Origin of the sequence: Azospirillum thermophilum, assembly GCF_003130795.1 — a bacterium.
GTDB classification, from domain to species: domain Bacteria; phylum Pseudomonadota; class Alphaproteobacteria; order Azospirillales; family Azospirillaceae; genus Azospirillum; species Azospirillum thermophilum.
Genome location: NZ_CP029356.1, coordinates 275,924 through 300,343, shown reverse-complemented (window position 1 = coordinate 300,343; position 24,420 = coordinate 275,924). Strand labels below are relative to the sequence as shown.

Here is a 24,420-nt window from a genome sequence, read left to right as displayed (position 1 = left end):
TCTCAAAGCTCCTTATGCATGGGCGCTGGTGCGGCGGTACCGGAGGATCGGCGCACGGCGGAGCGGGCGGCCGGGCGGAGGGGGGCCGGCCGGGGCCGCCGGGCGGGCAGGGCAGGGGCCGCCAGGCGGAGGCGGCAGGCGGTGGCGGCGAAGCCGAAGCCGCCGACGACATAGCGGCCGAACAGCCGCTTGGGCTCCTGCAGCAGGCGGAACGCCCATTCGAAGCCGGCCCGCTGCAGGTTCTCCGGCGCGCGCCTGAAGCGGCCGGCCAGGAAATCGACGATCGCCCCGCCGTTGACGATCAGCACGGGGTGGTCGAGCGCCGCCCGCAGCTCCGCCGCCACCGCCTCCTGGCGCGGCATCCCCATCGCCAGCAGGATCAGGTCGGGCCGGCTGCGCCGCGCCTGTCGGACGTAATGCTCCACCGGGTGGAAGCCGTGCTGCAGGTCGGCGTAGACGTGCGGCGTCACGGTCTCCAGATGCGCGCGGGCGCGCTCCAGCCACGGCGTGGCGGTGCCGTAGACGGCGACCCGGCGCTTGGGCAGGCTTTTCAGCAGAAGCGGAATGAAATCGGTGCCGTTCATATTGAAGCCGGCCGGAAGACCCAGCCAGGGCATGATGATGCGAAGCCCGACGCCGTCGCGCAGCAGCAGATCCGACCGGTCGAACGCGCCGAGGGCCTCCTGCGACCTCATGCACAGGTTGACCGCATGCGCGTTGAGGAAGGACAGCACGGTCGGCCGCTCGACGGCGCCGAGCTCCGCGACCAGCGCGCGGCGTTCGGCCTCGCTTGAAATGCACCGCATCCGCTCGATCAGTGCGAAGACCTCACGAGGAGTCGGCATGCGCATCTCCCAAATGACTTCCCTGATGAATCCGGGTCGCGACACGGTCCGCGGCACCGTCCGCCGCATGGACCCGCTTGCGGGTCCGGCTAACCCGTCCGGGCAGCGGCCGGTCCCGCACGTGGTTCTATGTGGCCGGCGGAACCCCTTTTTCGCAGCGGTGAGTTCGGCGAAGCCGAGGCGGAGTCGGGTTAGCCCGGCCTCGCCTCGGCCCGCTGAATCGGCTTGCCGGGGCATGCGGTTCAGCCCATATAGGGGACCTTGCCGGCGCAGGACCGGATATGCCCGCCGCTGTGCTCTGTTGAGCGGGATATGACCCGGCCTCTGGTGGCCGCCTTCTTTCGGATCCGCCTGCCGGACGGCGGCCGGATCCCGTAAAACGACAAGAACAACACGGCACGACCGATGAGCGACGACCTCCCCAACACCCGCCAGCCCGGCACCGCGGACGAAACCGACCGGCGCGCCGCCCTGCGCCTCGTCGCCGCGGCGGTCAGGGGCGACGGGATCGAGATCGACGCCGACAGCACTCCCGCCCGCTATTCGGTCGCCGTCGCCCACACGGTCGCCATCCCCGGCACCGACCGCAACCTGAAGCTTCGCTTCCGCGTCGCCATCGGCCCGCTTCCCGACGTCGAGGCCGAGCTGTGGGGGCTGATGACCGCCGAGGAGGGCTTCGGCCGTCCGCAGGCCAAGCTGCTGGGCAAGCAGGTCAAGGCCGCCTGCCTGGGATCGCCGGCCATCGACAAGGCGAAGGCGCGGGTCGACGGCTGGGTCGCCTCGATGGCGCAGCGCGCCGCCAGCTTCGGCGATGCCTGGCGGCCGAAGGGCTTCGCCGACGAGCTGGGGCGCGTCGCCGGCTTCGGCGGGCGCATCCCGCGCCTGCAGACCCTGCTCGACGCGCTGGAGGAGGCCTTCTCCACCGCCGCGGCGCGTGCCGGCCTGAAGGTCCGGCGGGAACGGCTGGAGGACGCCTCCGGCCTCGGCGTCTATCTCGACAGCTTCGCCACCGCGCGCGCCATGCTGCGCCGGCTGCGGCTGTTCGTCGGCCCGACCAACTCGGGCAAGACCCACGCCGCCATGGACCGGCTGGCCGAGGCGGAGAGCGGCTGCTACCTCGCCCCGCTGCGCCTGCTGGCTCTGGAGGGGCAGGAGGCGCTGGAGACGCGCGGCCGTCCCTGCAGCCTCGTCACCGGCGAGGAGCGCGACGTGCGGCCGGGCGCCGCCTTCACCTCCTCCACCATCGAAATGGTCAACACCTCCCGCATCTGGGGCGCCTGCGTCATCGACGAGATCCAGATGATCGGCGACCCCGACCGCGGCTGGGCCTGGACCCAGGCGGTGGCCGGCGTGGCGGCGCCCGAGATCATCATGACCGGCTCGGCCGACGCCATCCCCTACGTCAAGCGTCTCGCCGACGCGATGGGCGAGGAGCTGGAGGTCGTCGAGTTCACCCGCAAGTCGCCGCTGCGCGTGCAGGAGGAGCGGGTGCCCCTGGCGGAGGTCCGGCGCGGCGACGCGGTGGTCGCCTTCTCGCGCAAGGACGTCATGGCGCTGCGCCGCGACCTGCTGGCGCGCGGCCACACCGTCGCGGTGATCTACGGCGCCCTGTCGCCGGAGGTCCGCCGCGCCGAGGCGCGCCGCTTCCGCGAGGGAACCGCCGACGTTCTGGTCGCCACCGACGCCATCGGCATGGGGCTGAACCTGCCGGTCGCCCGCGTCGTGCTGTCCACCACCCGCAAGTTCGACGGCCGGGAGGAGCGCGAGCTGACCCCGTCCGAGATCCGCCAGATCGGCGGGCGCGCCGGCCGCTTCGGCATGCATGAGGAAGGCCGCGTCGCGGTGCTGGAGGGCGAGAGCATCAACCCGGTGCGCCGGGCGCTGACCTCGCCGCCGGTGCCGCCGGAGGACCCGCGCTCCTGGATCAGCCCCAACCTGACCCATGTCGAGGCCATCGCCCGCGAGCTGGACACCGACAGCCTCGCCAAGGTGCTGCGGACGGCGGGGCAGGAGCTGCTGCGCGCCAACCAGACCTTCCGCATGACCGACCTGGAGCAGCGCATCCAGGCCGCCGCCGCGGTGGACAAGGCGAAGCTGCCGCTGGCCGAGCGCGACATGCTGGCGCGCTGCCCGATCGACGTGCGCGACCAGAACAACCTGCGCCTGCTGGCCCGCTGGGCGATCAACCAGGGCAAGGGCATTCCCAACGCCGCCCCCGACGAGGCGGAGCGCTTCCGCCACCATGTCGGCACCGACGTGGAGCTGGAGCGGGCGGAACGGGCGGTGAAGGAGCTGACGGCCTATGCCTGGCTGGCCTACCGCTTCCCCGACGCCTATCCCGACATGGATCTGTGCCAGGAACGCCGCGCCCTGCTGAACGCCTTCATCGAGCGGACCCTGGCGGAACGCTCGCTGGCGCGCGCCTGCCCGGTCTGCGGCACGCGGCTGAAGGCCAATCACCGCTTCCGCGTCTGCGATTCCTGCTACAGCGGCCGGATCGAGCAGCGCCGCGGCGGGCGGCGGGACGGTGCCCGCCGCGACGGCGAGGCTGCCGTCACGTCGGGGGCCATCACGTCGGGGGCCGCCAAGCCGGGGGCCGGGAAGCAGGCGCCCGCCCCGGCGGAGGGGCACCCGCACTACCATCATCCGCTGCCGGGCAAGAAGCGCGGCAAGGGCGGCGCCGGCCATCGCGGACGCCGCACGACGGCCGGCACGGCCTGAGTCCGGGTCTCCCTTTTCCGGCGCGGCCCGGGACCTGCGGCGTCGCGGTCGCCGGGGGTATCTGCCCGTAACGGTTATGGGTACCACCCTGCGCCGGTCCGCCCGGTTGAAATAATCCCGGAATTTGACTCGCTAAGGTAAATTTGCCTGACCATCATGCCAGCATCCGTCGTGGACGGCGGAGGTGGCGTGTCGTCTGGCCGATGTCGCTTTCTCTCGACCATTGATCCGCCTTCCCCACGCCATCCGGTCGGCCCGATGCCTTGCGGCTTTCGAACGGAGGCAGGTCATGCCGAACAGGGACAGTGTGCGGTGGTTCAGGGAGCAGTTTTCCGAAGTCATCGCGCCGGAAATCCAGGGAACGCCATTCGATGTCGATATGCTCACCGCCGTCGCGTACCAGGAAACCGGCTATATATGGTCGGCGCTCTGTCTGAAGGGACTTCCCACCGGCAGGATACTCGAGCTGTGCGTCGGCGACACGCTCGACGAGGACCGCGGGCGCCGGGCGTTCCCGCGGACCTATGAGGAACTGATCGCTTCGCCGGACGGTCCCCAGCTTTTTGCCGTCGCCCGCAGGGCGCTTGAGGAGGTGGCCGAGCATGTTCCGGACTACCTGCCCGCCTCAAAGAAGCCGCACAAGTTCGTTCACGGCTTCGGCATCTTCCAATACGATCTTCAGTTTTGCCGGACCGACAAGAACTTCTTCCTGTCGCGGCTCTACATGGACTTCGGGGAGTGCCTGAAGCGGGTTCTGAAAGAACTGCGGCTGGCCATGGAGAGGATCGGCTGGGGCGGCAGGACCGCGCTGGGCGACTACGACTTCGCCTGCGTCGCAATAGCCTACAACACCGGAAGCTACAAGCCGGAGCGTGGGCTGAAGCAGGGCAGCTCGTCGGGGGGGCGCTACTATGGCGAAGCGATCTACGATTATCTTCGCCTGATCCGCTCCTTCGACCAGCCGATCGTGGCAGCCCGGCCGCCGGGGCGGGCGCTGGTCCGCGAACCGACGCCGGTGACGGCGGCAGGGCCGCGGTTCCGGGTGGACACGACCTCGGGGACGCTCCGGCTGCGCAGCGGTCCGCAGAGGGATCCGGCCGACCTGACGGCGAACGTCATCGGCGACCTGCCCGACGGCCACGAGGTGCGTGCGGTCACCGGGGTGCCGGTCGACGGCTTCCTGGAGGTTGAGACCAGCCTGCGCGGGGCGTTCCTGCGCGGTTTCGCCGCCATGGCCTTCCTCGAACCCGTGCAGGATGGACAGCCGCTGCCCGCTCCGGCGCCGGTCATCGACCTCCCGCGGGCCGACCTCCCGCGCAAGCCGGGGCAGGTGACGCGCCGGGCGGACAAGGCGGGCGCGCTGTCGCTCAACGAGCCCGACCAGCCGGGGCGCACCGGCGACACGCCGGCAGATCTGTGCCGCTCCCTCATCCGCATCGTGGCCTGGCTGGCGGTGGACGATTCGAAGCACCTCCGCTACCAGCCGGCCGACGGCAGCACCTACTGCAACATCTACGCGCACGACTATTGCCACCTCGCCGGCGTCTACCTGCCGCGGGTCTGGTGGACGCAGAAGGCGCTTATGGCGCTGGCGCAGGGCATGGCGGTCTCCCCGCGCTATGCCGACACCGTCGACGAGCAGCGGGCCAACGACCTGTTCCGCTGGCTCCGCGATTTCGGCCCGCAGTTCGGATGGCGTCAGACCGGTACCCTGACCAAGCTGCAGACGGAGGTGAACCAGGGGGCGGTGGGGCTGATCGTCGCCCGGCGCAAGGAGGACGGGAAGTCGGGACACATCGTCGCGGTCGTTCCGGAGACGGAGTCGCATCAGGCGATCCGGAACGCCGGTGGCGAGGTGACCTCCGCGCTGCAGAGCCAGGCCGGCGACAGAAACTTCCGCCTGGGCACGGGGACGCCCGACTGGTTCAAGGGCGAACGCTTCGCCGAGTCCGCCTTCTGGATCCACTCCTGACGGGAAGCCCCGCCCCGACGGAAAGCCCTGACGGGAGAGCCGGGGCCGGGGCGTCCGCTCAGGCGGCGGTGCTGGCCTTGCGCCGCGGCCAGACGATCTCCTCCTGCGTTCCGTTCTCCCCCAGGAAATAGCGGCGCAGCGGGAGGAGGTCGGCGCCGAGTTCATAGACCAGCGGGCGGCTGGTCGGGATCTCGAACAGCGGGATGTCCTGGTCGGGCACGCCGTCCAGGTGCTTGACCAGACCGCGCAGGCTGTTGCCGTGGGCTGCGACCAGGACGCGGGCGCCGAGGCGCAGCGCCGGGCCGATCTCGCCCTGCCAGAAGGGGATGACGCGCTCCGTCGTGTCCTTCAGGCTCTCGCCGCGGGAAGCTGCGCCTTGGCGATCCCGGCATAGCGCCGGTCGCCGACCGCCGAGGCGGGGTTGTCCGGCTCGATCGGCGGCGGCGGGATGTCCCAGCTCCGCCGCCACTGGAAGACCTGGTCGGCGCCGTGGCGGGCCGCCGTCTCCGTCTTGTTCAGCCCCTGCAGGGCGCCGTAATGGCGCTCGTTGAGGCGCCAGTGCTTGTGCACCGGCAGCCACAGCCGGTCCATGTCCTCCAGCACGATGTGCAGCGTCTTGATCGCGCGGGTCAGGACCGAGGTGAAGGCGATGTCGAAGTCGAACCCGGCGGCCGTCAGCAGGGCCGCGGCCTGCCGGGTCTCCGCGATGCCGCGCTCGGTCAGGCCGACGTCGGTCCAGCCGGTAAACCGGTCCTCCTGGTTCCAGACGCTCTGGCCGTGCCGCAGCAGGACGAGTCGGTGCATGGCTTGGACCTCCTCCTCAACGCGCGGCAACCGCAGGTCCCTGGCTGCGGGCTGGCCGCGACATCTTGTTCCGGCTCATCAAACGCCCTCCCGGCGGGGGGAGTTCCGATATTACACGGTGCATGCTGCAATATGTCAGGCGCGAAATCGTGGAGACACACTCGGACAACATTGGGTGGATAACCTTATCCCGACCGAAAATGCTGGCATTTTAGGGATCCAGGCCGGGAGAGGCGGACGGTACGCGCATTGCGCGATGAACCCGACCCTGCTCCGGCCGCCGGACCCGGCCGGTATCGACGGTCGCACCGGTGGCGTCCGCCGGCGGTGTTCCACCCCTTTTGTCGTACAAACCTTGCGCTTCGAGGCCGCCATGCAGCATCATGACCTCCTCTCCAGGGCCGTGTCGACCGACCGCGAGATCACTCTGGAGGCCCTTCGCGTGTTCACCTACCTGAGCCGGCGGCTCCATTTCGATCGATCCGTTCCGGTGCTTCAGTCCGAACTGGCTGATGCGCTGGGCATGCAGCGGCCCAACGTGAACCGGGCCATCAAGCTGCTGGAGAACAAGCAGATCCTTCTGCGGGACTCCAAACTGGGTCGTGCGATCACGTTCCGGTTGAATCCGGGGCTGGAGGGCGGCCGGGCCTGAATTGGCCTGTGAATGATCATCGAGACCAGAGAGCTGTTCTTCACCAACTCGGCTCTCAAGAAAGCCCTCGCCTGGTACCAGAAGGTGCCGAACCAGTCCGACCTGCCGCTCGGCGTCGTCACGACGGTGACACCCAAGCCGGGCGGCGGTCTGGTGGTGCAGATCCAGCAGAGCGGCGCGACGAAATCGCGCGACATCGCCTTTACCGCCAGCAAAACGCTGGCGCTGCTCCTGCTGTTCTGCCGCCGGCAGAAGATCCCCATTCCCCGGGACGCGTCGAAGGACCTGGCCTCCGCCGACGACGGCGTCGTGCTGACGATCCGCGGCGAGACGCCGACCAGCGCTCCCCCGCACTGATCGGGCGGCCCGTCCGGCCGTGCCTGCGCCGGCCGGACGGGCCGCGCCCGCCTCTCTCGCGTCACTCGGCCGGCGACTCGGCATCGCTCTGCGCCGGCATGTCCTCCTGCGTCCCCACGGGGTCCGCCGGCCCGGCCCCCACCGGCTCGACCTCCGCCGGTTCGCCGAGCGCGTCGGCGGGGACGGCGGGTTCCGGCCTGGCCAGGGCCTCGGCCGGCACCGCCTGGGCGGTGTCGCGAATCGCCCGGGCGGCGGCGCGCAGGGCGGTGTCGGCCCGGCGGTCGGGCATCAGCTCGAACAGCATCAGGGTCCGGCCGTTGACCGGGACGTCGTCGCCGCTGCGGGCGGTGGAGACCTCCAGCCGTTCCGGCTCGCCGGTGTCGAGCAGGCAGATCCACTGGCTGCCGCCCGCCACCTCCGGCAGCTTGAACGGCACCACGTCGTGGTGGGCGTTGATGATCAGCAGCAGCGTGGCGTCGCCGGCCACCCGCTTGATCCCGGTCGCCTGCGCCCGCCCGTCCATCAGCATGCCGAGGCAGCGCGCCATCGGATCCTGCCACTGCTCGGTGGTCTTCTCCGTACCGGCCGGGGTGACCCAGGTGACGTCCTTCACGTCGAGGTCGGGATTGTACACCCCCGTCAGGAAGCGGCCGCGGCGCAGCAGGGCATGGCTCTGGCGCAGCGCGATGACGCGGCGGACGAACTCGGTCAGCGCATGGCCGTCCTCGCCGATGTCCTCCCAGTCGATCCAGCTGATCTCGTTGTCCTGGCAATAGGCGTTGTTGTTGCCGTGCTGGGTGCGGGCGAACTCGTCGCCGGCCAGGATCATCGGCGTGCCCTGCGACAGCAGCAGCGTGCCCAGCAGGTTGCGCATCTGGCGCAGGCGCAGCGCCCGGATCTCCGCGTCGTCGGTCGGCCCCTCGGCGCCGTGGTTCCACGAGATGTTGTGGGAATGGCCGTCGCGGTTGTCCTCGCCGTTCGCCTCGTTGTGCTTGTCGTTGTAGGAGACGAGGTCGTTCAGCGTGAAGCCGTCATGGGCTGTGACGAAGTTGACGCTGGCCCAGGGCTTGCGCCCGCGCTTGTTGAACAGGTCGCCCGAGGCGGTCAGGCGGGCCGCCATTTCGGGCAGCTTGCCCTCGTCGCCCTTCCAATAGGCGCGGACGGTGTCGCGGAACTTGTCGTTCCACTCCGCCCAGCCCGGCGGGAAGCCGCCGACCTGATAGCCGCCGGGGCCGCAGTCCCACGGCTCGGCGATCAGCTTGACGCGGGACAGCACCGGATCCTGCCGGCAACTGTCGAGGAAGCCGCCGCCCTGGTCGAAGCCGTGCGGCTCGCGTCCGAGGATGGTGGCGAGGTCGAAGCGGAAGCCGTCGACATGCATCTCGGTCACCCAGTAGCGCAGGCTGTCGTTGACCATCTGCAGCACGCGCGGGTGGCTGAGGTTCAGCGTGTTCCCGGTTCCGGTGTCGTTGATGTAGTAGCGCGGGTCCGGCGCCAGCCGGTAGTAGGAGGCGTTGTCGATCCCCTTGAAGCTGAGGGTCGGCCCCATCTCGTTGCCTTCGGCGGTGTGGTTGTAGACCACGTCCAGGATCACCTCGATCCCCGCCTCGTGGAAGCGGGCGACCATCTCCTTGAACTCGGAGATCCGGCTGGTGCCGAGATAGCGCGGGTCCGGCGCGAAGAAGGAAATGGAGTTGTAGCCCCAGTAGTTGCGCAGCCCCTTCTCCAGAAGATAGCGGTCGTCGATGAAGGCATGGACCGGCAGCAGTTCCACCGCCGTGACGCCCAGCGAACGGATGTAGTCCACCACCTCCTGCTGAGCCAGCCCGGCGAAGGAGCCGCGATGCTGCGGCGGCACCGCCGGGTGGCGCATGGTGTAGCCGCGGACATGCGTCTCGTAGATGATCGTCCGTTCCCACGGGATCGCCGGGTGGCGGTCGCTGCCCCAGGTGAAGGCGGGGTCGACCACCACGCATTTCGGCATGCCGGGCGCGCTGTCGCGCCGGTCGAAGGACAGGTCGCCGCGCGGCGAGCCGACGCGATAGCCGAAATGGGCGTCCGACCAGCGCAGCGGGCCGATCAGGTGCTTGGCGTAGGGGTCGAGCAGCAGCTTGTTCGGGTTGAAGCGGTGGCCGGCCCGCGGTTCGTAGGGGCCATGGACGCGGTAGCCGTAGACGGTGCCCGGCCGGGCGTCGGGCAGATAGCCGTGCCACACCTCGTCGGTGTATTCCGGAAGCTCGATCCGCTCCAGCTCGCGGCGGCCTTCCTGGTCGAACAGGCACAGCTCCACCTTGGTGGCATTGGCCGAGAACAGCGCGAAATTGACGCCCAACCCGTCCCAGGTGGCGCCGAGCGGGTAGGGCAGGCCTTCCCGGATCCGGGACCGGCGGGAAACCTGCGGGGCGGCGGGAAACTTCTTCAATCTGGGCCTCGCACGATGGGGAGACTGCGCAGGGGGCTGCGCCGGTGATGGAAGAACAAGCCGGCCGCCTCATTGATCCCCGACGCCGGAGTCCGCAGCCGCATCGCCGTCCGCGCGATAACCCGTCCTGAAGGATCCATCCCAAAGATCCGGCGCCGTATGAGCATTGATATAGCCTCGATGGCGGGTCGCTGCGGAATGCCTGCCATGGTATGGTCCGAAAGCGTAAATAGAGCAAAGTAACGATTACCGCTTCGGCAGACTGATGATTACCGTTTCGTGGCAAGAAGCCGGCCCGTTCCATCCTCTGTGGCAAGCTGCTGCTCGTCTGCCGCGGGATCGGCAACCAATGGTTCAGCCATCTCTGTCTCTGTCGTCGAGTCTTCCGCCGTCCGCCGATCCGGCCTGATCTGAACCGCTCCACCCCCCGTCCCCACCACCCGGCGTCCGCCGCCGGTGGTCACCCAGACCAACCGCGCTGCCGATGTCCCGGTTTCCTGCCCATGCCCTGGTGCCGACCCTGAAGACCGTCTTTGCCGCGGGCACCATCCTGCTCGGCCTGCTGGGCGTCGGCGCCTGGGGGGTGATGAGCCTGCTCGACCGGTTCGACACCCTGCACCGCGCCGAACAGCGCGTCGGCGAGGCCGCCCGCCTGCTCGGCGGCCATGTGGAGACGGTGCTGGAGGGCGCCTCGACCACCCTGCTGCGCCTCGCCATCCTGACGGAGCAGGAGCGCGGCATCGGGATTCTGGAGCGTCCCTCGGTCAAGGCGATCCTGGCGGCGGGGGAGTTCGGCGTGCTGTCCGCGGTCGATCCGCAGGGCCGGCCCCTGGCGGGCGCGCCGCCGCCGCTGCCGCCGGCGGACATGCAGGCGCTCTTCGACCCGGCGGGCAGCGCTCCGGCGGGCGGAGCGGGCACCCTCATCACCACCGCCCCGGTCGACGGGCGCACCGCCGTCATCCTCGCCCGCCCGCTGCACGGTCCGTCCGGAGCGACGGAGGGGGCGGTGCTGCTCGCCCTGCCGCCCGATGCGCTGTCGTCGGTCGCCGGCAACCTCAGCATGGGGCCGGACGTGACGGCCGGCCTGTTCCGGCAGGACGGCCGCCGGCTGGCGGGGGCCGGCGCGGCGACTCTCGGCGCGCTGCCGGCGCTGGTTGCGGGAGAGGAGACGGTGCTGCGCGACCGTGTTCTGGAGGGCCGCACGGTGCTGGTCGGCCTGAAGCAGATGCGCACCGTGCCGGTCACCGTGGCGGTTGCCGTCCCCCATGCGACGATCCTGCTGTCCTGGCACACCCGGCTGCAGCGCGGGCTTGGGCTGGTCCTCCTCGGCCTCGTCGCGCTGGGCGCCATCGCCTGGATCGGCTTCGGCAGCCTGCGGCGGGAGGAGCAGGCCCGCCGCGCGCTGACCAACGCCAATGCCCAGCTCGAACAGCGGGTGGCGGACCGCACCGCCGACCTGCGCTCGCTCAACCACAAGCTGGTGCGGGCGCTGGCCGAGAAGGAACGGGCGAACCAGGCCAAGGCACGCTTCCTCTCCGCTGCCAACCACGACCTGCGCCAGCCCTTCCAGGCCTTGCGGCTGTTCCACCATCTGCTGATGGAGCGGCTGGCCGACCCGCGCGACCGTTCCATCGGCGAGAAGATGGGGCAGGCGCTGGACAGCGGCGAGAACCTGCTGCACGCCCTGCTGGAGGTCGCCACGCTCGACGCCGGGGTGGTCCGGCCGGAGGTCGCCGACGTGCCGATCGGCCCGGTGCTGGAGACGGTGGGCGCCGAGTTCCGCGCGGCGGCGGCGGAGAAGGGGCTGGAGTTCCGCGTCCTGCCCTGCGACGCGACGGTGCGCACCGACCGCGCGCTGTTCACCCGGATGCTGCGCGACCTGCTGCGCAACGCCGTGACCTACACCCGCGAGGGCCGCATCGTGCTTGGCTGCCGCCGCCGTGGCCAGTGGCTGCGGGTGGAGGTGTGGGACACCGGCTCCGGCATTCCGACCGAACATCTCGACGCGATCTTCGAGGACTTCGTCCAGCTCGGCAATCCGGAGCGCGACAGCCGCCACGGCCTCGGCCTCGGCCTCTCCAAGGTGCGGCGCAAGGCGGCCCTGCTCGGCCATGTGGTGGAGGTGCGCTCGCGCTACGGCCAGGGCTCGGTCTTCTCCATCACCGTGCCCGTCTCGGGCGCGGAACGGCGGGGCGAGGAGTCGGCCGGCACGGCGGGGGACGCCGCCGGTCCGGCCGCGCCGCGCCTGATCCTGGTGGTGGAGGACGATCCGGTTCAGCGCAGCGGCGTCACGATGCTGCTGGAGAGCTGGGGGCATCAGGTGATGGCGGCGGCCGACGGCGGAGCGGCGCTGGACCTGCTGCGCGCCTCCGGCAAGCGGCCGGACGTGGTGGTGACCGATTTCCGCCTGCCGGGCTCCCTGACGGGCGTCCAGGTGATCCGCCGCGTGGCGGAGATGACCGGCGGCCCGGTCCCCGCCATCGTCATGACCGGCGACACCGCCGCCGAACGCATCCGCGAGGCGGCGGCGGCGGGATGCCGGCTGCTGCACAAGCCCTATCCGCCGGACCAGCTCCGGGAGGCGCTGGCCGCCCTGTCCGTCGGGCCGCCCGGCCGCCCCGTGCATCGCCAGACGGCGGCGTGACCGACCGCGTGACATTTTAACCAAATCTGAAGCGGCGGCGCGCGACAGTTGCGCAACGACCAGGTTCGGCGCGCCATGACCCAGCAACGACCCATGATCCGTCTCGACCAGATGCAGCTCGACCAGGCGGTGCGCCGGCACGAGATGTTCCGCAACGCCCGCATCGGCGGGGCGCGGGCGATCCTGTCCTTCCACGACCTGTCGCACCTCGACCTGTCGCACCGCGACCTCGCCCATGCCGATTTCACCGGGGCGGTGCTGCGCGGCGCCAACCTGTCGGGGGCGAAGCTCGACTGCGCCGCCCTGTTCGCCGCCGATCTGCGCCAGGCGAACCTGGAGGGCGCCAGCCTGATCAAGACCGACCTGCGCGGCGCCTGCCTGCGCGGCGCCGTCCTCGTCGGCGCCAACCTGTTCGAGGCCGACCTGCGCGACGGCTCGCTGGCCGAGAAGGACCGCGACGGCAACCTCCGCCTGCTGCAGATCGAGTCCCGCCCGTCGGAGGCGTCGGGCGCCGACCTTTCCGGCGCCAACCTGACCAACGCGCGGCTGTCCGGCGCCATGGCGATCCACACCGACTTCACCGACGCGGTGATGAAGGGATGCAAGCTGGTGCGCGCCACCATGCGCGGCGCCAACTTCAGCGGGTCGAACCTGGAGGGGGCGGACCTGTCGGGCGCCGACCTGCGGGGCGCCTGCCTGCGCGGGGCGGTGCTGACCGGCACCTCGATGGTCATGACCGACCTCACCGACGCCGACACCAGCGAGGCGTTGACCGACAAGCCGGTCGGCCGGGTGATCGCCGAACTCGGCCGGTCGCTGGAGGATCTGCTGCACGACCACATGGCCTGGGTGGGGTCGGGCGGGGCGCAGGGCACGGCGCTCGATCTCTCGGGTTTCGACCTGCGCCATGCGCCGTCGCTGGCCCATGCCTGCCTCACCATGCTGCGGGCGTCGGGCGGGACCTTCTACGGGCTCGACCTGTCGGGGGTGCAGTTGCAGGCGGCGACCCTGGACAACGCCGATTTCCGCGGGGCGACGCTGGCCGGCGGCGACCTGCGCGGCGTGAACCTGAAGCGGGCGAAGCTGAACAACGCCGACCTGCGCAACGTCAACCTCCGCTCGCTGGTGTTCGACGAGCAGCGGTCGCGCTGCGCGGACCTGTCCGGCGCGCGGCTGCGCTATGCCGACCTGTCGGGGGCCTGCCTGCGCACCGCGAACCTGTCGGGGGCCGACCTCTCCTTCGCCACCCTGATCGGCTGCGACCTCGGCAAGGCGGACCTCAGCGGCGCCAAGCTGTTCGGCGCCAAGGTGGAGCGCCGCGCCCTGCTGGACGGCGTCAATCTGGATGGTGTTGCGGGGCTGAAGCTCTGAGGGACCCGGCGCCGCGCAGATGGTCGGCGATGGGCGAAAGCTGGGCCAGCACCGCGGCGTCGGTCAGCCGGTCGCGGCGCAGCAGCGCCTGGGCGATCGGGTCCTGAAGCAGTTCGGCAACGCGGCAGCGCCACGTCTGCCGGTGGGGCAGGTCGTTCATCGGTCGTCTCGCTGTCGGTTGTCGGGGTTGCTGTCGAACGCCCGCGCGGGCCGCCTCAGCAGCTAGTGCCCGACGGCTCCCGGTTCAAGGGGGGCATCGGGGCAAATCCTGCGCTGTCGCTGCCGGTCGTGTCTGTCGGGCGTGCGGACACGGTACCGGCCGTGGCCGCCGGCCGCAAGACCGGCAAAAGTCACATCGCCGCAAGCCCAGGCCCCGTCCCCCGCTCTGCCGGAAGGCCGGCATGCGGCGCCTTCCCGGCATAGGACCGAAGCCCATCGCCGCCGGCACCGGGACCGGCCTTGGGAGGGGGCCTATCCGCCGGAGGTCAGATCGGCCTGCATCCGCGGCTTGCGCCAGCCGGCGATCACGCGGACCGCCTTCAGCGCCTCGGCATTGTCGCTGATCTTGAAGTGCTGGCGCAGTTCGACCACGGCCGCCCACTCGCCCTTTTCGCAGAAGGCGTTCTGGATCGCGGCAGCCGTCTCTTCATCGACCATGAACATGGGGGTTCGGGGAGCTTCGGGGCAGCGGGACGGGACCGCGCCGGCGATGCGGCGCGATCCCGACTATAGCATGTTCCCGTCCGCGGGAAGGGGGGAAGTCGGCCATTGCGGCGTTCCACCCCTTTGCCCCGCCGGCCCGTCCTCCCGGCCGCCGGGCCGGGCTTCGCCGGGATCAGGCGGCCAGCGCGTCGGCGCCGTGCAGCAGGTGCTGCCCGTGGCCGGCCGGGCCGTCGTGCCAGTCGTGGCCGGCGGCCTCATGCGCCGTCGCATACTCGGCCGTCGCATAACCGGCGTGGTCGGCGCCGGCCGAGCGGGCCGCGTCGCTCGCCGCATGGGCGGCGGTGGCGGCATAGGTCCAGTCGGCCAGCGCCGCGTCGTGGCCGGCGTCCCCGGCGTCCTGGCGGTCGTCCGCCTCGGCGACCTTGGCGGTGGTGCCCGGGAAGTAGCCCTTGCCGGCATTCACCACCAGCGTGCCCTTCCAGGCCATGGTCGACTGGCCGGCGGCGACGTCGCGGCCGTCCAGCGCACCCTTGTCGTAGCGCACCATGGAATCGGTCGGGGCGATGGCGTGGCCGTTGATCGTGATCTTGTCGATGTGCAGGTTGCGGTCCTGGCCGTTCGCCACGCCGTCGTTGTCGTACTGGATCTGGATCTTGTGGGCCTGATCGGCGGCCAGCTTGGTCTTGAAGGTGAAGTCCTTCGTCGCCCCGGCCCAGCCTTCGCCGATCTTCCTGCCGTCCACCAGCAGGTTGAAGTGCGGGTTGACGCCGCCCGCCGCCGAGCCGTGCGCCTTGATCACGATGGAGGTCAGGTCGGTCGACGGTTGCGACGGGGCCGGCACCTGGGGACCCTGCGGCGCGCCCTTGGCGAGCTTGGCCAGCATGGCGTCGGTGTTCAGCTCGATGAAGCCGTCGCTGCTGCTCAGCACCTTGCCGGTCGAGCGGGCGAGGTCGACGAACTCGCGCACCGTCAGGCTCTTGCCGTACAGCTTCTCCGACGCCTGCTGCACCAGCGCCGCGGCCGCCGCGACCTGCGGGGCGGAGAAGGAGGAGCCGCCGTAGCTCAGCGTCTGGCCGGCCAGGTTCTTGATCGGCACCATCACGCCGTCGGCGCAGAGGTCGGTGACCTTGGAGTTGCGCTGCGACCAGCTCGGGAACCCGCCGTCGCCGTCGGAGGCGGAGACGCACACCACGTTCGGATCGGCCGCATAGACCGACACGCTGCGGGCGGCGTTGTAGCCGGCGTTGCCGGCCGCCACGGCGGTGACGACGTTCTTGGCGGCCAGCGCCGCGAACTCGTCCGACAGGGCGGAGCTGGTGTGGCTCGACGCCGCGCCGGACACCATCGACAGGTTCACCGAGGCGATGTCATAGGCGTCGACGTTCTTCACCACCCACTGCAGCGCCCTTTCGATGGTGGCGGTGTCGGCCGACCCGTTGGCGTCCGTCACCTTCAGCTCGATGACGTTGACGTCGGGCGCGCTCTTCAGGACCGTGGCGGTCACCCGTGCGCCGTGGGCATTGGGGTTCGAGCTGCGCGCGTCGCCGTCGCGCTCGCCGAAGTCGTACTGGTAGACCATCTTCCCCTTGTCCCACGCCGAGCCCCAGCCGCTGTCGATCACGACCACCGTCTTGCCGGTCCCGGTAAAGGTGCTTCCCGCCATTTTTCTGCCTGTCCTCTTTGCAAGTATTCCGGACACCCCGCTTACCGATAATCGGTGGTAGGGCGATGGCTCGACGGGATTATTATTAAAATGCGTGTGGTCTGCGGATGACAAGGAGGCGGGACTTTTTGGGGCAGCGCCGCCGCTCCGCCGCCGCCGTCAGTCGCCCAGCGCGCGGCCGATCAGATAGCGGCCGTAGGCCAGCAGCAGCTTGTTGTACTCGTTCATCAACAGGTTGGCGGTGCCCGGCCACATCCACCAGTCCGCCAGATGCACGGTCGGCGCCACCACCGGGTGGGGAATCACCTCCATGTCCGGCATCGCCATGTGGAACTCCAGCAGGCTTCGCCGCATGTGGTAGTTGGCGGTGACCAGCCGCAGCGAGCGGAACCCCTGCTCGCGCATCCAGTCCGCCGTCTCGTAGGCGTTGCCGATCGTGCTGTCGGCCGTGTAGCCCAGCGTGATGCAGCATTCCATGTCGTGCGGGCGGCGGCGCGACAGCTTCAGCAGTTCCTGCACCTCGACGCCGTCATAGACGCCGGAGACGAACAGCTTCTTCGCCTGGCCGGCCGCCAGCAGCTCCAGCCCGGTGCCGAGCCGCCCGCTTCCCCCGGTCAGCACCACCACCGCGTCGGTCTGCCGTTGCGCCTCGGCGCCCGCCGGATCGGGGGCGTTGCGCGGCACGTCGGCGGCGAACCACGCCAGCCCGCCCGCCCACAGCCCGCCCAGCAGCAGGGCGGCCACCGCCAGCCGGACGGCGACGCGCGCCAGCCTGTCGCGGCGGCGGCCCGGCGGCGCGGCGCGACCGGTCACGGCAGCGACTCCAGGGTGCGCAGCACGGTCCAGCGCGCGGTCGCGGTCGCCAGCAGGGCGGCCGCCAGCGGCACCAGCACCAGCACGCCCCATTGCCAGGGCTGCAGCCCGACGTCGGGCAGCAGCCCGGCCTGCAGCCGGTCCGCGGCATGCATCACGCCGCCCAGCGTCGCCAGCGCCAGGACCAGCCCGACCGTGCCGCCGCGCAGCGCCAGACCCGTCACATGCGCCTCGAACTGGCGCGAGACATAGCGGTCGGTGGCGCCCATCAGGTGCAGCAGCTCCACCAGGTTGCGGTGGATCGCCAGCCCGGCGCGGACGGCGAAGACCACCGACATGACGCCGGCGCTGCCGATCAGCAGCACGACGGCCAGCGCCGCCCCCTCCAGCGCGCGGGCGAAGCTGCGCAGGTCGGCCAGCCAGACCGCATGGTCGTCCAGCGTCGCGCCGGGGGCCGCCGACTTCAGCCGCTCGGCCAGCGAGGCGGTGTCCACCGGCCCGTCGGTGACCACGTCGATCAGCCGCGGCATGGGCAGCAGCGGGTCGGCGGCCCCCGGCCCCAGCCAGGGCTCCAGCAGCCGTCCGGTCTCGTCCGGCGACAGGGCGCCGGCGCTGCGGATGCCGGGGGTGGAGCGCAGCACGGTCAGCGCCGCCTCGACCCGCTCGTTCAGCGGAGCGGCGCCGTTGCCGGCGAGCGGCGCGATCTGCACCGTCAGCCCGCCGGCCAGCCCGCTGTCCCAGCGCCGGGCGAGGTCGGAGACGACCATCGCGCCGCACAGCGACAGCGTCGCCAGATACACCATCAGCGCGGTGATCCAGACGAGGAAGCGCGAGGAGGGATCCTTGGCCAGGGGGAGGTCGAAGCGCCTGCGCAGGCCCAGCATCGTCAGCATGGCCGGCTCCTTATGCCCACCGCGCGCGTTCCGGCGGCACGACATGCAGCCGGCCGTTCTCCAGATGCAGGCGCGGGTGGTCGAAGCGGCGGATCAGCGCCTCGTTGTGGGTGGCGATGACCACCGTGGTGCCGAGCTTGTACAGCTCCTCGAACAGGTAGAGCAGGCGCATGCCGATGCCGTCGTCGACGTTGCCGGTCGGCTCGTCGGCCAGCAGCAGCCGGGGCCGGTTGATGACCGAGCGGGCGATCGCCACCCGCTGCTTCTGCCCGCCCGACAGGGTGGAGGGCAGGGCGTGCAGATGGTTGCCGAGCCCGACCCAGCGCAGGATCTCGGTGCAATGCTCCAGCACCTCCACCTCCGGGGAGCCGGACATGCGCAGCGGCAGCGCCACGTTGTCGAGGGTGGAGAGATGATCCAGCAGGGCGAAGTCCTGGAACACCACGCCGATCTGCCGGCGCAGTTCCGGCAGGTCGGCGCGGGTGGCGCGGGCCATGTCGCGGCCGAACAGCGTGATCAGCCCGCGCGAGGGCCGGTGCGCCAGGTACATCAGCTTCAGCAGGGAGGATTTGCCGGCCCCGCTCGCCCCCGTCAGGAAGTGGAAGGAGCCCGGTTCCAGCGTGAAGCTGATGTCGCGCAGCACCTCCGGTTCGGTGCCGTAGCGCAGGCCGACATTCTCGAAGCGAATCACGATGCCACCAAAGCCCTCTCACCCCGCAAGACGCGGACCCGCCGGACGCGAGGACCCCGCATCACGCGCACCCGGACAATGCACCCGTGCGGCACCCCCCGTCCACAGCGACGCGCCGGGCGCGGGGCTGCCGGTACGGGCGGTTCCTTGCGCTGCCGCCTACTCCTATCTATAACGCGCATGTCCCCTTTTTCGCGACCGGAACGATGATCGTCTCCTGCCCGACCTGCAGCACGCGGTACACGCTCGACGATGCGTCGGTCGGGCCGAACGGGCGCCGCGTGCGCTGCTCGCAATGCGGCCACATCTGGTGGCAGGCGCCCCCGGTGCAAGAGGCCGGCCTCGAAACCGTGATGGCGGAGGAGGTGACGGAAATCCGTCCGCCTGCGAAACGGTCGGCCGGCGGCGGAAGGCAGACGGCCGGCAGGCGGAGCGGCCCGGACCGCCGGGCTCTGGTGCCCTGGGCGGCGCTGGCGGCGACGGTCCTGCTGGTGGCCGGCGGGCTGGCGCTCGGCCGCGAGGCGGTCGTCTCGCTCTGGCCGCCCGCCTCCCTGCTCTACGAGACGGCCGGCCTGCCGGTGGAGCCGCCGGGCGCCGGGCTGAAGCTGCAGAACGTCAGCTCCCGGCAGAAGGCCGAGGGGGGCGCCACGGTCCTGGAGGTCGAGGGGCAGATCGTCAACGTCTCGGACAGCCAGCGGCCGGTGCCGCGGGTGAAGGTGCTGCCCTTCGGCAAGGACCATGCCCCGCTGCCGGGCTGGACGCTGGAGGCGGCGCCCGCGACGCTGCTGCCCGGCGAGGTCGCCACCTTCCGCGCCGCGCACCCCGATCCCGGCTCCGGTCCGGGGGCGGTGGCGGAGATCACCGTCACCTTTGACGGCGGCTGACGCGCGCCCCGGGCGACGGCGGCTGACGCTCAGGCCCGCGCCTGCTGCCCGGCGGAGCGGCGCCAGGCGCCGGCCATCCGGACCACCGGCAGCAGCCCGGTGACCATCATCGCCAGCCCGCACAGCGCCACGATGACGCAACCCTTCACCAGGAAGGCCGCGACCGGGACGAGGTGGCCGGTGAAGTCCGCGGCGCCCAGGGCGAACAGCGCATAGGCGGCGAAGGTCAGCAGCACGCTCAGGCCCGCCTGCCGCAGCGGCCGGGCCGGCAGCAGGCCGACGGTGCGGATATGGTTGCCGGCGATGCCGACCAGCATCAGGGCGGCCGTCGTGACGCTCGCCGTCGCCGCTCCCAGAGCGCCGAGGAAGGGGGTCAGCGCGAAGCACAGCGCCGCGTTGGCGATGCCGCAGACCAGCATCACCATCATGTACGGCCTCTGCCGGTGCCAGACCAGCAGCGGGTCGCCCAGCACGATCACCAGGAACAGCAGCGGCACGCCGGCCATCATGATGCGCATCGGTTCCCGCGCGCCTTCGAAGGCCGGGCCGAACAGCACCGCCAGGATCTCCGGCGCCAGGGCCATGCCGCCGACCGTCACCGGCACGGCGATGGCCGCCATGGTGACCACGAAGCGCCGCACCCCCGCCTGCATCGCCGGCCGGTCGCCATACACGTTGGCGAGCGGCGGCAGGAAGGCGTTGCGGATGACGTGGGCCAGCATGACCACCAGCGTCACCACCTTGTAGGCAGCGCTGTAGAGCCCGACCTCGGCCGCCGGCCGCATCAGCCCCAGGACCAGCACGCCGGTGCTGTGATAGGCCATCCAGACGAAGCCGCCGATGGAGATCGGGGCGGACTGCGCCAGCAGGTCCCACCAGCGGCGGACGGAGAAGCGGAAGGTCATCCGGCGGAACAGGGCGACATAGCCGATCCAGATCCACAGGGCGTTGACCGCCGCCGACCCGGCGGTGATGCCCGCGGCGATGGCGGTGTCGCCGCTGTCGTGCACCAGCAGCACCGTCGCCCCCAGCGTCAGCAGGGCGGTGCCGATCTGGCGCAGGGCGATGGCGCCCATCCGCTGGATGCCGGCGAAGACGAAGTCCAGCACCAGCGCCTGCGCGATCAGCTGCACCCCCTGCACCAGATAGACGGCGCGGGCGTCGGCCGGCAGGTCGAGCGCGAAGAGCACCGCCGCGAAGGCCCCGTAGCTGACGAGCGACAGCGTCAGCCGCAGCGAGACGACCGTCCCGGTCAGTTCCGGCACGCAGCCGGGATCACGCGCGATCTCGCGCATCGCCAGCGTGGCGATGCCCGAATTGACCAGCAGCGAGAAGAAGCCGACCAGCGCCGTGCCGAACCCGATCACGCCGAACTGCTCCGGCTGCAGCGCCCGCGCCAGCCAGCCGGTCGCCACCAGCCCGCACAGCGTCGTCACCACGGTGGACAGGGTCAGCAGCCCGATGTTCCGCAGGATCGTCAGCATGGCGTTCCCGCCGCGTGACGGTCCGATCCGCCCGGCACGCCGTTCAGCCAGCCTGCCATCATCGCCTCATCCGCTCCTGCCCTTGTTTCACCCAGGTCGTGCTGCACCGCAAACGCCATGGCGCGGCGCCCTTACGGTAGGCGGACCCACGGGGAGCGAACACTGGGCATTGAGGGAAGTCGCGGGGCAGCCGGCGCGATGCCGGCTTACCCCTCTTGTGGTGGTTACCAGCCGTCAGAACTGCTTCAGCAGCCGGTCGATATACTCGCGCTCCGTCTGCGGGCGGGAATACTGCCCGGACCGGCGGCGCAGCTCGTCGAGGATCTCCCGCGCCCGCTGCAGGTCGGACTGCTCGGGGATCTTCACGTCGTTGGCGTCGATGCTGCCGAAGCCGGAGGGGCGGCGGCCCAGCGGGTCGCGTCCGCGGCTGGGGCGCTGCTGCGTGCCCTGCGGCTGGCCCATCATCATCGGCCCCTGGCCCATCATCTGCTGGGCGAGCTGCTCGGCGAGCCCCTGCATACCCTGCTGCAGCTCGTCCATCGCCTGGGTCTGCGGCGGCACCGCGCCGCTGGGCGAGCCCTGCTGCAGGGCCTGCCCGGCGTCGCGCATGGCGCGTTCGGCCCGGCCGAGCGGGCGCGGGATCTCGCCGCCGGTCGCCTCGCCCATGCGGCGCATCAGCTCGCCGAGCTGGCGGCGCAGCGCCTCCTGCTGCTCGGCCTGCTTCTGCAGGGTCGGGCTGCCCTGCATGCTGCCCTGGCCCTGCTGGTTCTGCTGGCCCTGGCGGCCCTGGCGGCTGCGCGGCATCGGCTGGCCGTTCTGCTCGCGCTGCATCTGCTCCTGCGACTGGCGGAAGCTCTGGTCGAGAAGCTGCTGCTGCTGGCGGGCCATCTCCTGCAGCTCGCGCATCATCTCCCAGGCCTGGTTCTGGCCGTTCTGCTGCTGCTGTTGCATCTGCATGGCCATGGCGCCGTTGCGCATGTTCTCCAGCATCTGCTGGAGCTGCGAGAGCATCTGGCGGGCGGCGTCGCGCGATCCGGTCTCCGCCATCTGCCGCATCTGGTCCATCATCTGCTGCAGGTCGTTGCGGTCCATCATGCGGTCGGCCAGTTCCGGCGGGATGGTCGGGATCTGCTCGCCGCGCTTCAGCGCCTCCATCATCTGCTGTTCCATCGCCTGCATGAAGGCGTCGAGCGCCGCCTGCAGCTCGTCCATCAGCTTGCGCAGCTCCTCGTCCGACGCGTTGCGCTCCAGCGCCTCGGACAGGCGCTGCTCGGCGTTGCGCAGGTCGCGCTCCGCCTGCGACACGCCGCCGTCCTCGATGCGCAGGGCCGTCTCCCACAGAAGCTGCTGGACGGGCGGCACCGACTCCTCGCTGCGGTCGAGCATCAGGCGCCCGATGGCGGTGCGCATGGCGAGAAAGGCGACGATGTCGCCGCCATAGGTGCCGGGCCGGGCCGAGATGTCGGCCAGCGCGCGGGCCACGTCGACATGCGCGTCCTTCGGCCGGAGCGTGAGCTGCTTGCGCTGCTCGACCAGCGCGCGGGCGACCGGATGGCTGAACACCCGCTCCGGCAGGGTCAGCGCGGCTTCCTCCGAGCTGCCGGTCTGGCCGGCGCCGTCGGTGGCGACCAGCCGGATCGTCACCGGCAGGCCGGCCCAGGGGTGGGGCGTCAGGTCATGGAAGCCGGAGGCATGGGCCTCCTTCGGACGGACGCCGGGCAGCGACAGCGGCAGCTCGATCGGCGGCGCGTCGCGCAGGGCGGCGATGGCGCCGTCCTCCGTCCCTTCCGCCCCCTCGGTGGCGAGGCGGATCACCGCCTTCACCTCGGCAAGTCCGTAGTCGTCGCGCGCCGCATAGTCGAGCTTCAGCGCCGCCCGCTCCGATTTGGAGGGCGGGTTGGCGTGGGCGATGATCGGCGGGTTGTCCGGCACCACCCGCACCGGCCAGGAGCCGAGGGTGCCGCCGCCCTGGGTGACCGAAATCCGGGTGCCGCCCTCGATCGGCTGCTGGATCTGGAAGGTCGCGGCGTCCACCGCCTCGAAGGCGGCGGTCCGGTCCCCCGCCTCCAGCGTCGGGGTGCTGCGCCCGCCGGTGACGCGGGCGAGCACGAGGCTGCCCCTGGGCACCGGCACCGGCTGGGCGCCGGCACCCTCGGCCGCCGGGGCCTGGGTGCCGGCGCTGCCCGTCTTCAGGAAGACCGGCGGCAGGCCGGTGTATTCCGGCGGCGCCACCCAGAGGTCGAGCGTCGCGGCGGCCGTCACCGTCCCCACGCCGAAATGCGGCGTCAGCGCGGCGGCCAGCCGCGGCCTCCAGTCGCCCCAGGTGGCGCCGCCGACCGCCACCAGCACCAGCACGACCAGCGCGCGCAGGGCGAACCGGTCGCGCGACGGCACGTCGGACTGCGGGAAGGCGACGCGCAGCCGGCGCATCGCCGCGCGCACCCGCTCCTGGTGCAGCGCCCACAGCGCCTCGGCCACCGGGTCGCCGCCGGCCGGCCGGTCGGCCAGCGTGTGCAGCGGACGGTGCGGCAGGCCGCTGTCCCGCTCCAGCCGGCGCCGGATCTCCGCCTCGCCGGGCAGCGAGAAGCGGCGGAAGCCGAAGACGAGCGACAGCACGAAGGCTGCGGCCAGCAGGATCAGCACGGCCGAATGCAGCCAGCCCGGCAGGCCGGGCAGCAGGCCGGACAGCGCCAGGGCCAGGAACAGGCCGGCGATCGAGGCGGGCGCCCACAGGGCCGGCCACAGCCGCTCCCACAGCAGGGCCGCGCGGGCCTCGATCAGGCGAAGGCGCGGTGCCGCCGGATGGTCGGCTGCGGTGCGGCTCCGGCTCGTCCGCTGCTCCTGCTCGCTCATCTCGCCACTCCCATCCTGCCCGCAGCCGTCCCGCCCACAGTCATTTCGTCCGCAGCCATTTCGTCCGCAGCCATTTCGTCCGCAGCCATTTCGTCCATTGCGGCGGCCCTCCCAGGATATTGGCCGTTCCGCCCGGGTTTGCCCACCATCTACCCGTAAGAAAGTCCGACTCCGCGGATAGGGATAGCGCGTCCGACTCCAGCATCGCCCGATGGCCGAAATAAGGCGGCTCCGCCCTCGCCGCGGCTGTTTCCCCGGCCCGCCGCCTGCACTAGGATGCCGCCCCCGAACGACGAGGACCAGAATGGACAGCGACCTGACGTGCCCGCAGTGCAATTCCGAACATGTCTACCAGGACGGCAGCCTGTGGGTCTGTCCGGAGTGCGCCCATGAGTGGAACCCGCAGGCCGCCGGCGAGCCGGCCGCCGAGGCCGCGGAGGGCGTGCGGGACGCCAACGGCAATCCGCTGAGCGACGGCGACAGCGTGACCGTCATCAAGGATCTGAAGGTCAAGGGCTCGTCCCTGGTCGTGAAAGGCGGCACCAAGGTCAAGAACATCCGCCTGACCGACGGGGCCGACGGCCACAACATCGCCTGCAAGATCGACGGCATCGGCGCCATGAACCTGAAGTCGGAGTTCGTGAAGAAGGCGTAGCACCAGTTCCCGGCCCGTGTGTCCCCGATCGTG

At 71.1% G+C, this 24,420-nt stretch carries 18 protein-coding genes and 1 pseudogene; 8 read left to right on the top strand and 11 right to left on the bottom strand.

The annotated features are described in order from the left end of the window. Positions 1–2 precede the first annotated feature (2 nt). Positions 3–845, bottom strand: coding sequence for a WecB/TagA/CpsF family glycosyltransferase (locus tag DEW08_RS22560; RefSeq protein ID WP_245986897.1), 843 nt, complete (start codon positions 843–845; stop codon positions 3–5). 405 nt (positions 846–1,250) lie between these two features. Here DEW08_RS22560 and DEW08_RS22555 point away from each other — a divergent pair, with 405 nt between their 5' ends. After that, on the top strand, positions 1,251–3,566 hold the full coding sequence (locus DEW08_RS22555; RefSeq protein ID WP_109331541.1) for a helicase-related protein: 2,316 nt from the start codon (positions 1,251–1,253) through the stop codon (positions 3,564–3,566). Positions 3,567–3,945: 379 nt separating this feature from the next. Continuing rightward, positions 3,946–5,538 (top strand): hypothetical protein, encoded by a 1,593-nt coding sequence (locus DEW08_RS22550; protein ID WP_245986895.1) that lies wholly within the window; start codon positions 3,946–3,948, stop codon positions 5,536–5,538. A 58-nt stretch (positions 5,539–5,596) separates the two neighbouring features. On the opposite strand, the pseudogene gpmA reads toward DEW08_RS22550, so the two are convergent. Beyond that, a pseudogene (gpmA, locus tag DEW08_RS22545) lies at positions 5,597–6,342 on the bottom strand (2,3-diphosphoglycerate-dependent phosphoglycerate mutase). A gap of 256 nt (positions 6,343–6,598) precedes the next feature. Between gpmA and DEW08_RS22540 the strand changes: the two are divergent. Together DEW08_RS22540 and DEW08_RS22535 are read left to right on the top strand one after the other, a co-directional pair. After that, a complete protein-coding gene (locus DEW08_RS22540) occupies positions 6,599–6,994 on the top strand; it encodes a cyclic nucleotide-binding domain-containing protein (protein ID WP_245986893.1) in 396 nt (131 codons plus the stop codon). Between the two features lie 12 nt (positions 6,995–7,006). Continuing rightward, on the top strand, positions 7,007–7,351 hold the full coding sequence (locus DEW08_RS22535) for a hypothetical protein (RefSeq protein WP_109331538.1): 345 nt from the start codon (positions 7,007–7,009) through the stop codon (positions 7,349–7,351). Between the two features lie 61 nt (positions 7,352–7,412). Here DEW08_RS22535 and glgX read toward each other — a convergent pair whose 3' ends face one another. Beyond that, the gene (gene glgX, locus DEW08_RS22530) at positions 7,413–9,773 is read right to left on the bottom strand and encodes a glycogen debranching protein GlgX (protein WP_109331537.1); all 2,361 of its coding nucleotides are present in this window, start codon (positions 9,771–9,773) and stop codon (positions 7,413–7,415) included. Between the two features lie 484 nt (positions 9,774–10,257). On the opposite strand from glgX, the gene DEW08_RS22525 reads away from it, so the two are divergent. Further along, complete coding sequence (locus DEW08_RS22525; RefSeq protein WP_109331536.1) at positions 10,258–12,417, top strand: hybrid sensor histidine kinase/response regulator; 2,160 nt, start codon at positions 10,258–10,260, stop codon at positions 12,415–12,417. 75 nt (positions 12,418–12,492) lie between these two features. Next, complete coding sequence (locus DEW08_RS22520) at positions 12,493–13,788, top strand: pentapeptide repeat-containing protein (RefSeq protein WP_109331535.1); 1,296 nt, start codon at positions 12,493–12,495, stop codon at positions 13,786–13,788. On the opposite strand, the gene DEW08_RS22515 is transcribed toward DEW08_RS22520, so the two are convergent. From DEW08_RS22515 to ftsE, 6 genes are all read right to left on the bottom strand, one after another. Beyond that, positions 13,754–13,948, bottom strand: coding sequence for a hypothetical protein (locus DEW08_RS22515; RefSeq protein WP_109331532.1), 195 nt, complete (start codon positions 13,946–13,948; stop codon positions 13,754–13,756). The genes DEW08_RS22520 and DEW08_RS22515 overlap by 35 nt on opposite strands. Before the next feature lie 311 nt (positions 13,949–14,259). After that, positions 14,260–14,451: a hypothetical protein gene (locus DEW08_RS22510; protein WP_109331531.1), complete on the bottom strand. Its 192-nt coding sequence runs from the start codon at positions 14,449–14,451 to the stop codon at positions 14,260–14,262. A gap of 172 nt (positions 14,452–14,623) precedes the next feature. After that, positions 14,624–16,114, bottom strand: a complete 1,491-nt coding sequence (locus DEW08_RS33570; protein ID WP_109331530.1) for a carbohydrate-binding domain-containing protein — start codon at positions 16,112–16,114, stop codon at positions 14,624–14,626. A gap of 159 nt (positions 16,115–16,273) precedes the next feature. After that, complete coding sequence (locus tag DEW08_RS22500) at positions 16,274–16,927, bottom strand: YdcF family protein (RefSeq protein WP_245986891.1); 654 nt, start codon at positions 16,925–16,927, stop codon at positions 16,274–16,276. Beyond that, positions 16,924–17,820 (bottom strand): cell division protein FtsX, encoded by an 897-nt coding sequence (locus tag DEW08_RS22495; protein WP_245986890.1) that lies wholly within the window; start codon positions 17,818–17,820, stop codon positions 16,924–16,926. Before DEW08_RS22495 ends, DEW08_RS22500 begins: the two co-directional genes overlap by 4 nt. A 10-nt stretch (positions 17,821–17,830) precedes the next feature. Next, on the bottom strand, positions 17,831–18,511 hold the full coding sequence (gene ftsE, locus DEW08_RS22490; protein WP_109331529.1) for a cell division ATP-binding protein FtsE: 681 nt from the start codon (positions 18,509–18,511) through the stop codon (positions 17,831–17,833). A gap of 206 nt (positions 18,512–18,717) precedes the next feature. On the opposite strand from ftsE, the gene DEW08_RS22485 reads away from it, so the two are divergent. Beyond that, positions 18,718–19,395 (top strand): zinc-ribbon domain-containing protein, encoded by a 678-nt coding sequence (locus tag DEW08_RS22485; RefSeq protein ID WP_109331528.1) that lies wholly within the window; start codon positions 18,718–18,720, stop codon positions 19,393–19,395. A 29-nt stretch (positions 19,396–19,424) separates the two neighbouring features. Here DEW08_RS22485 and DEW08_RS22480 read toward each other — a convergent pair whose 3' ends face one another. Next, entirely contained in the window at positions 19,425–20,879 is a 1,455-nt protein-coding gene (locus DEW08_RS22480) for a flippase (protein WP_109331527.1), read from the bottom strand. A gap of 234 nt (positions 20,880–21,113) precedes the next feature. After that, entirely contained in the window at positions 21,114–23,732 is a 2,619-nt protein-coding gene (locus DEW08_RS22475) for a TIGR02302 family protein (protein WP_109331521.1), read from the bottom strand. A 304-nt stretch (positions 23,733–24,036) separates the two neighbouring features. Between DEW08_RS22475 and DEW08_RS22470 the strand changes: the two genes are divergently transcribed. Further along, positions 24,037–24,387, top strand: a complete 351-nt coding sequence (locus DEW08_RS22470; protein ID WP_109331520.1) for a zinc ribbon domain-containing protein YjdM — start codon at positions 24,037–24,039, stop codon at positions 24,385–24,387. Positions 24,388–24,420 lie beyond the last annotated feature (33 nt).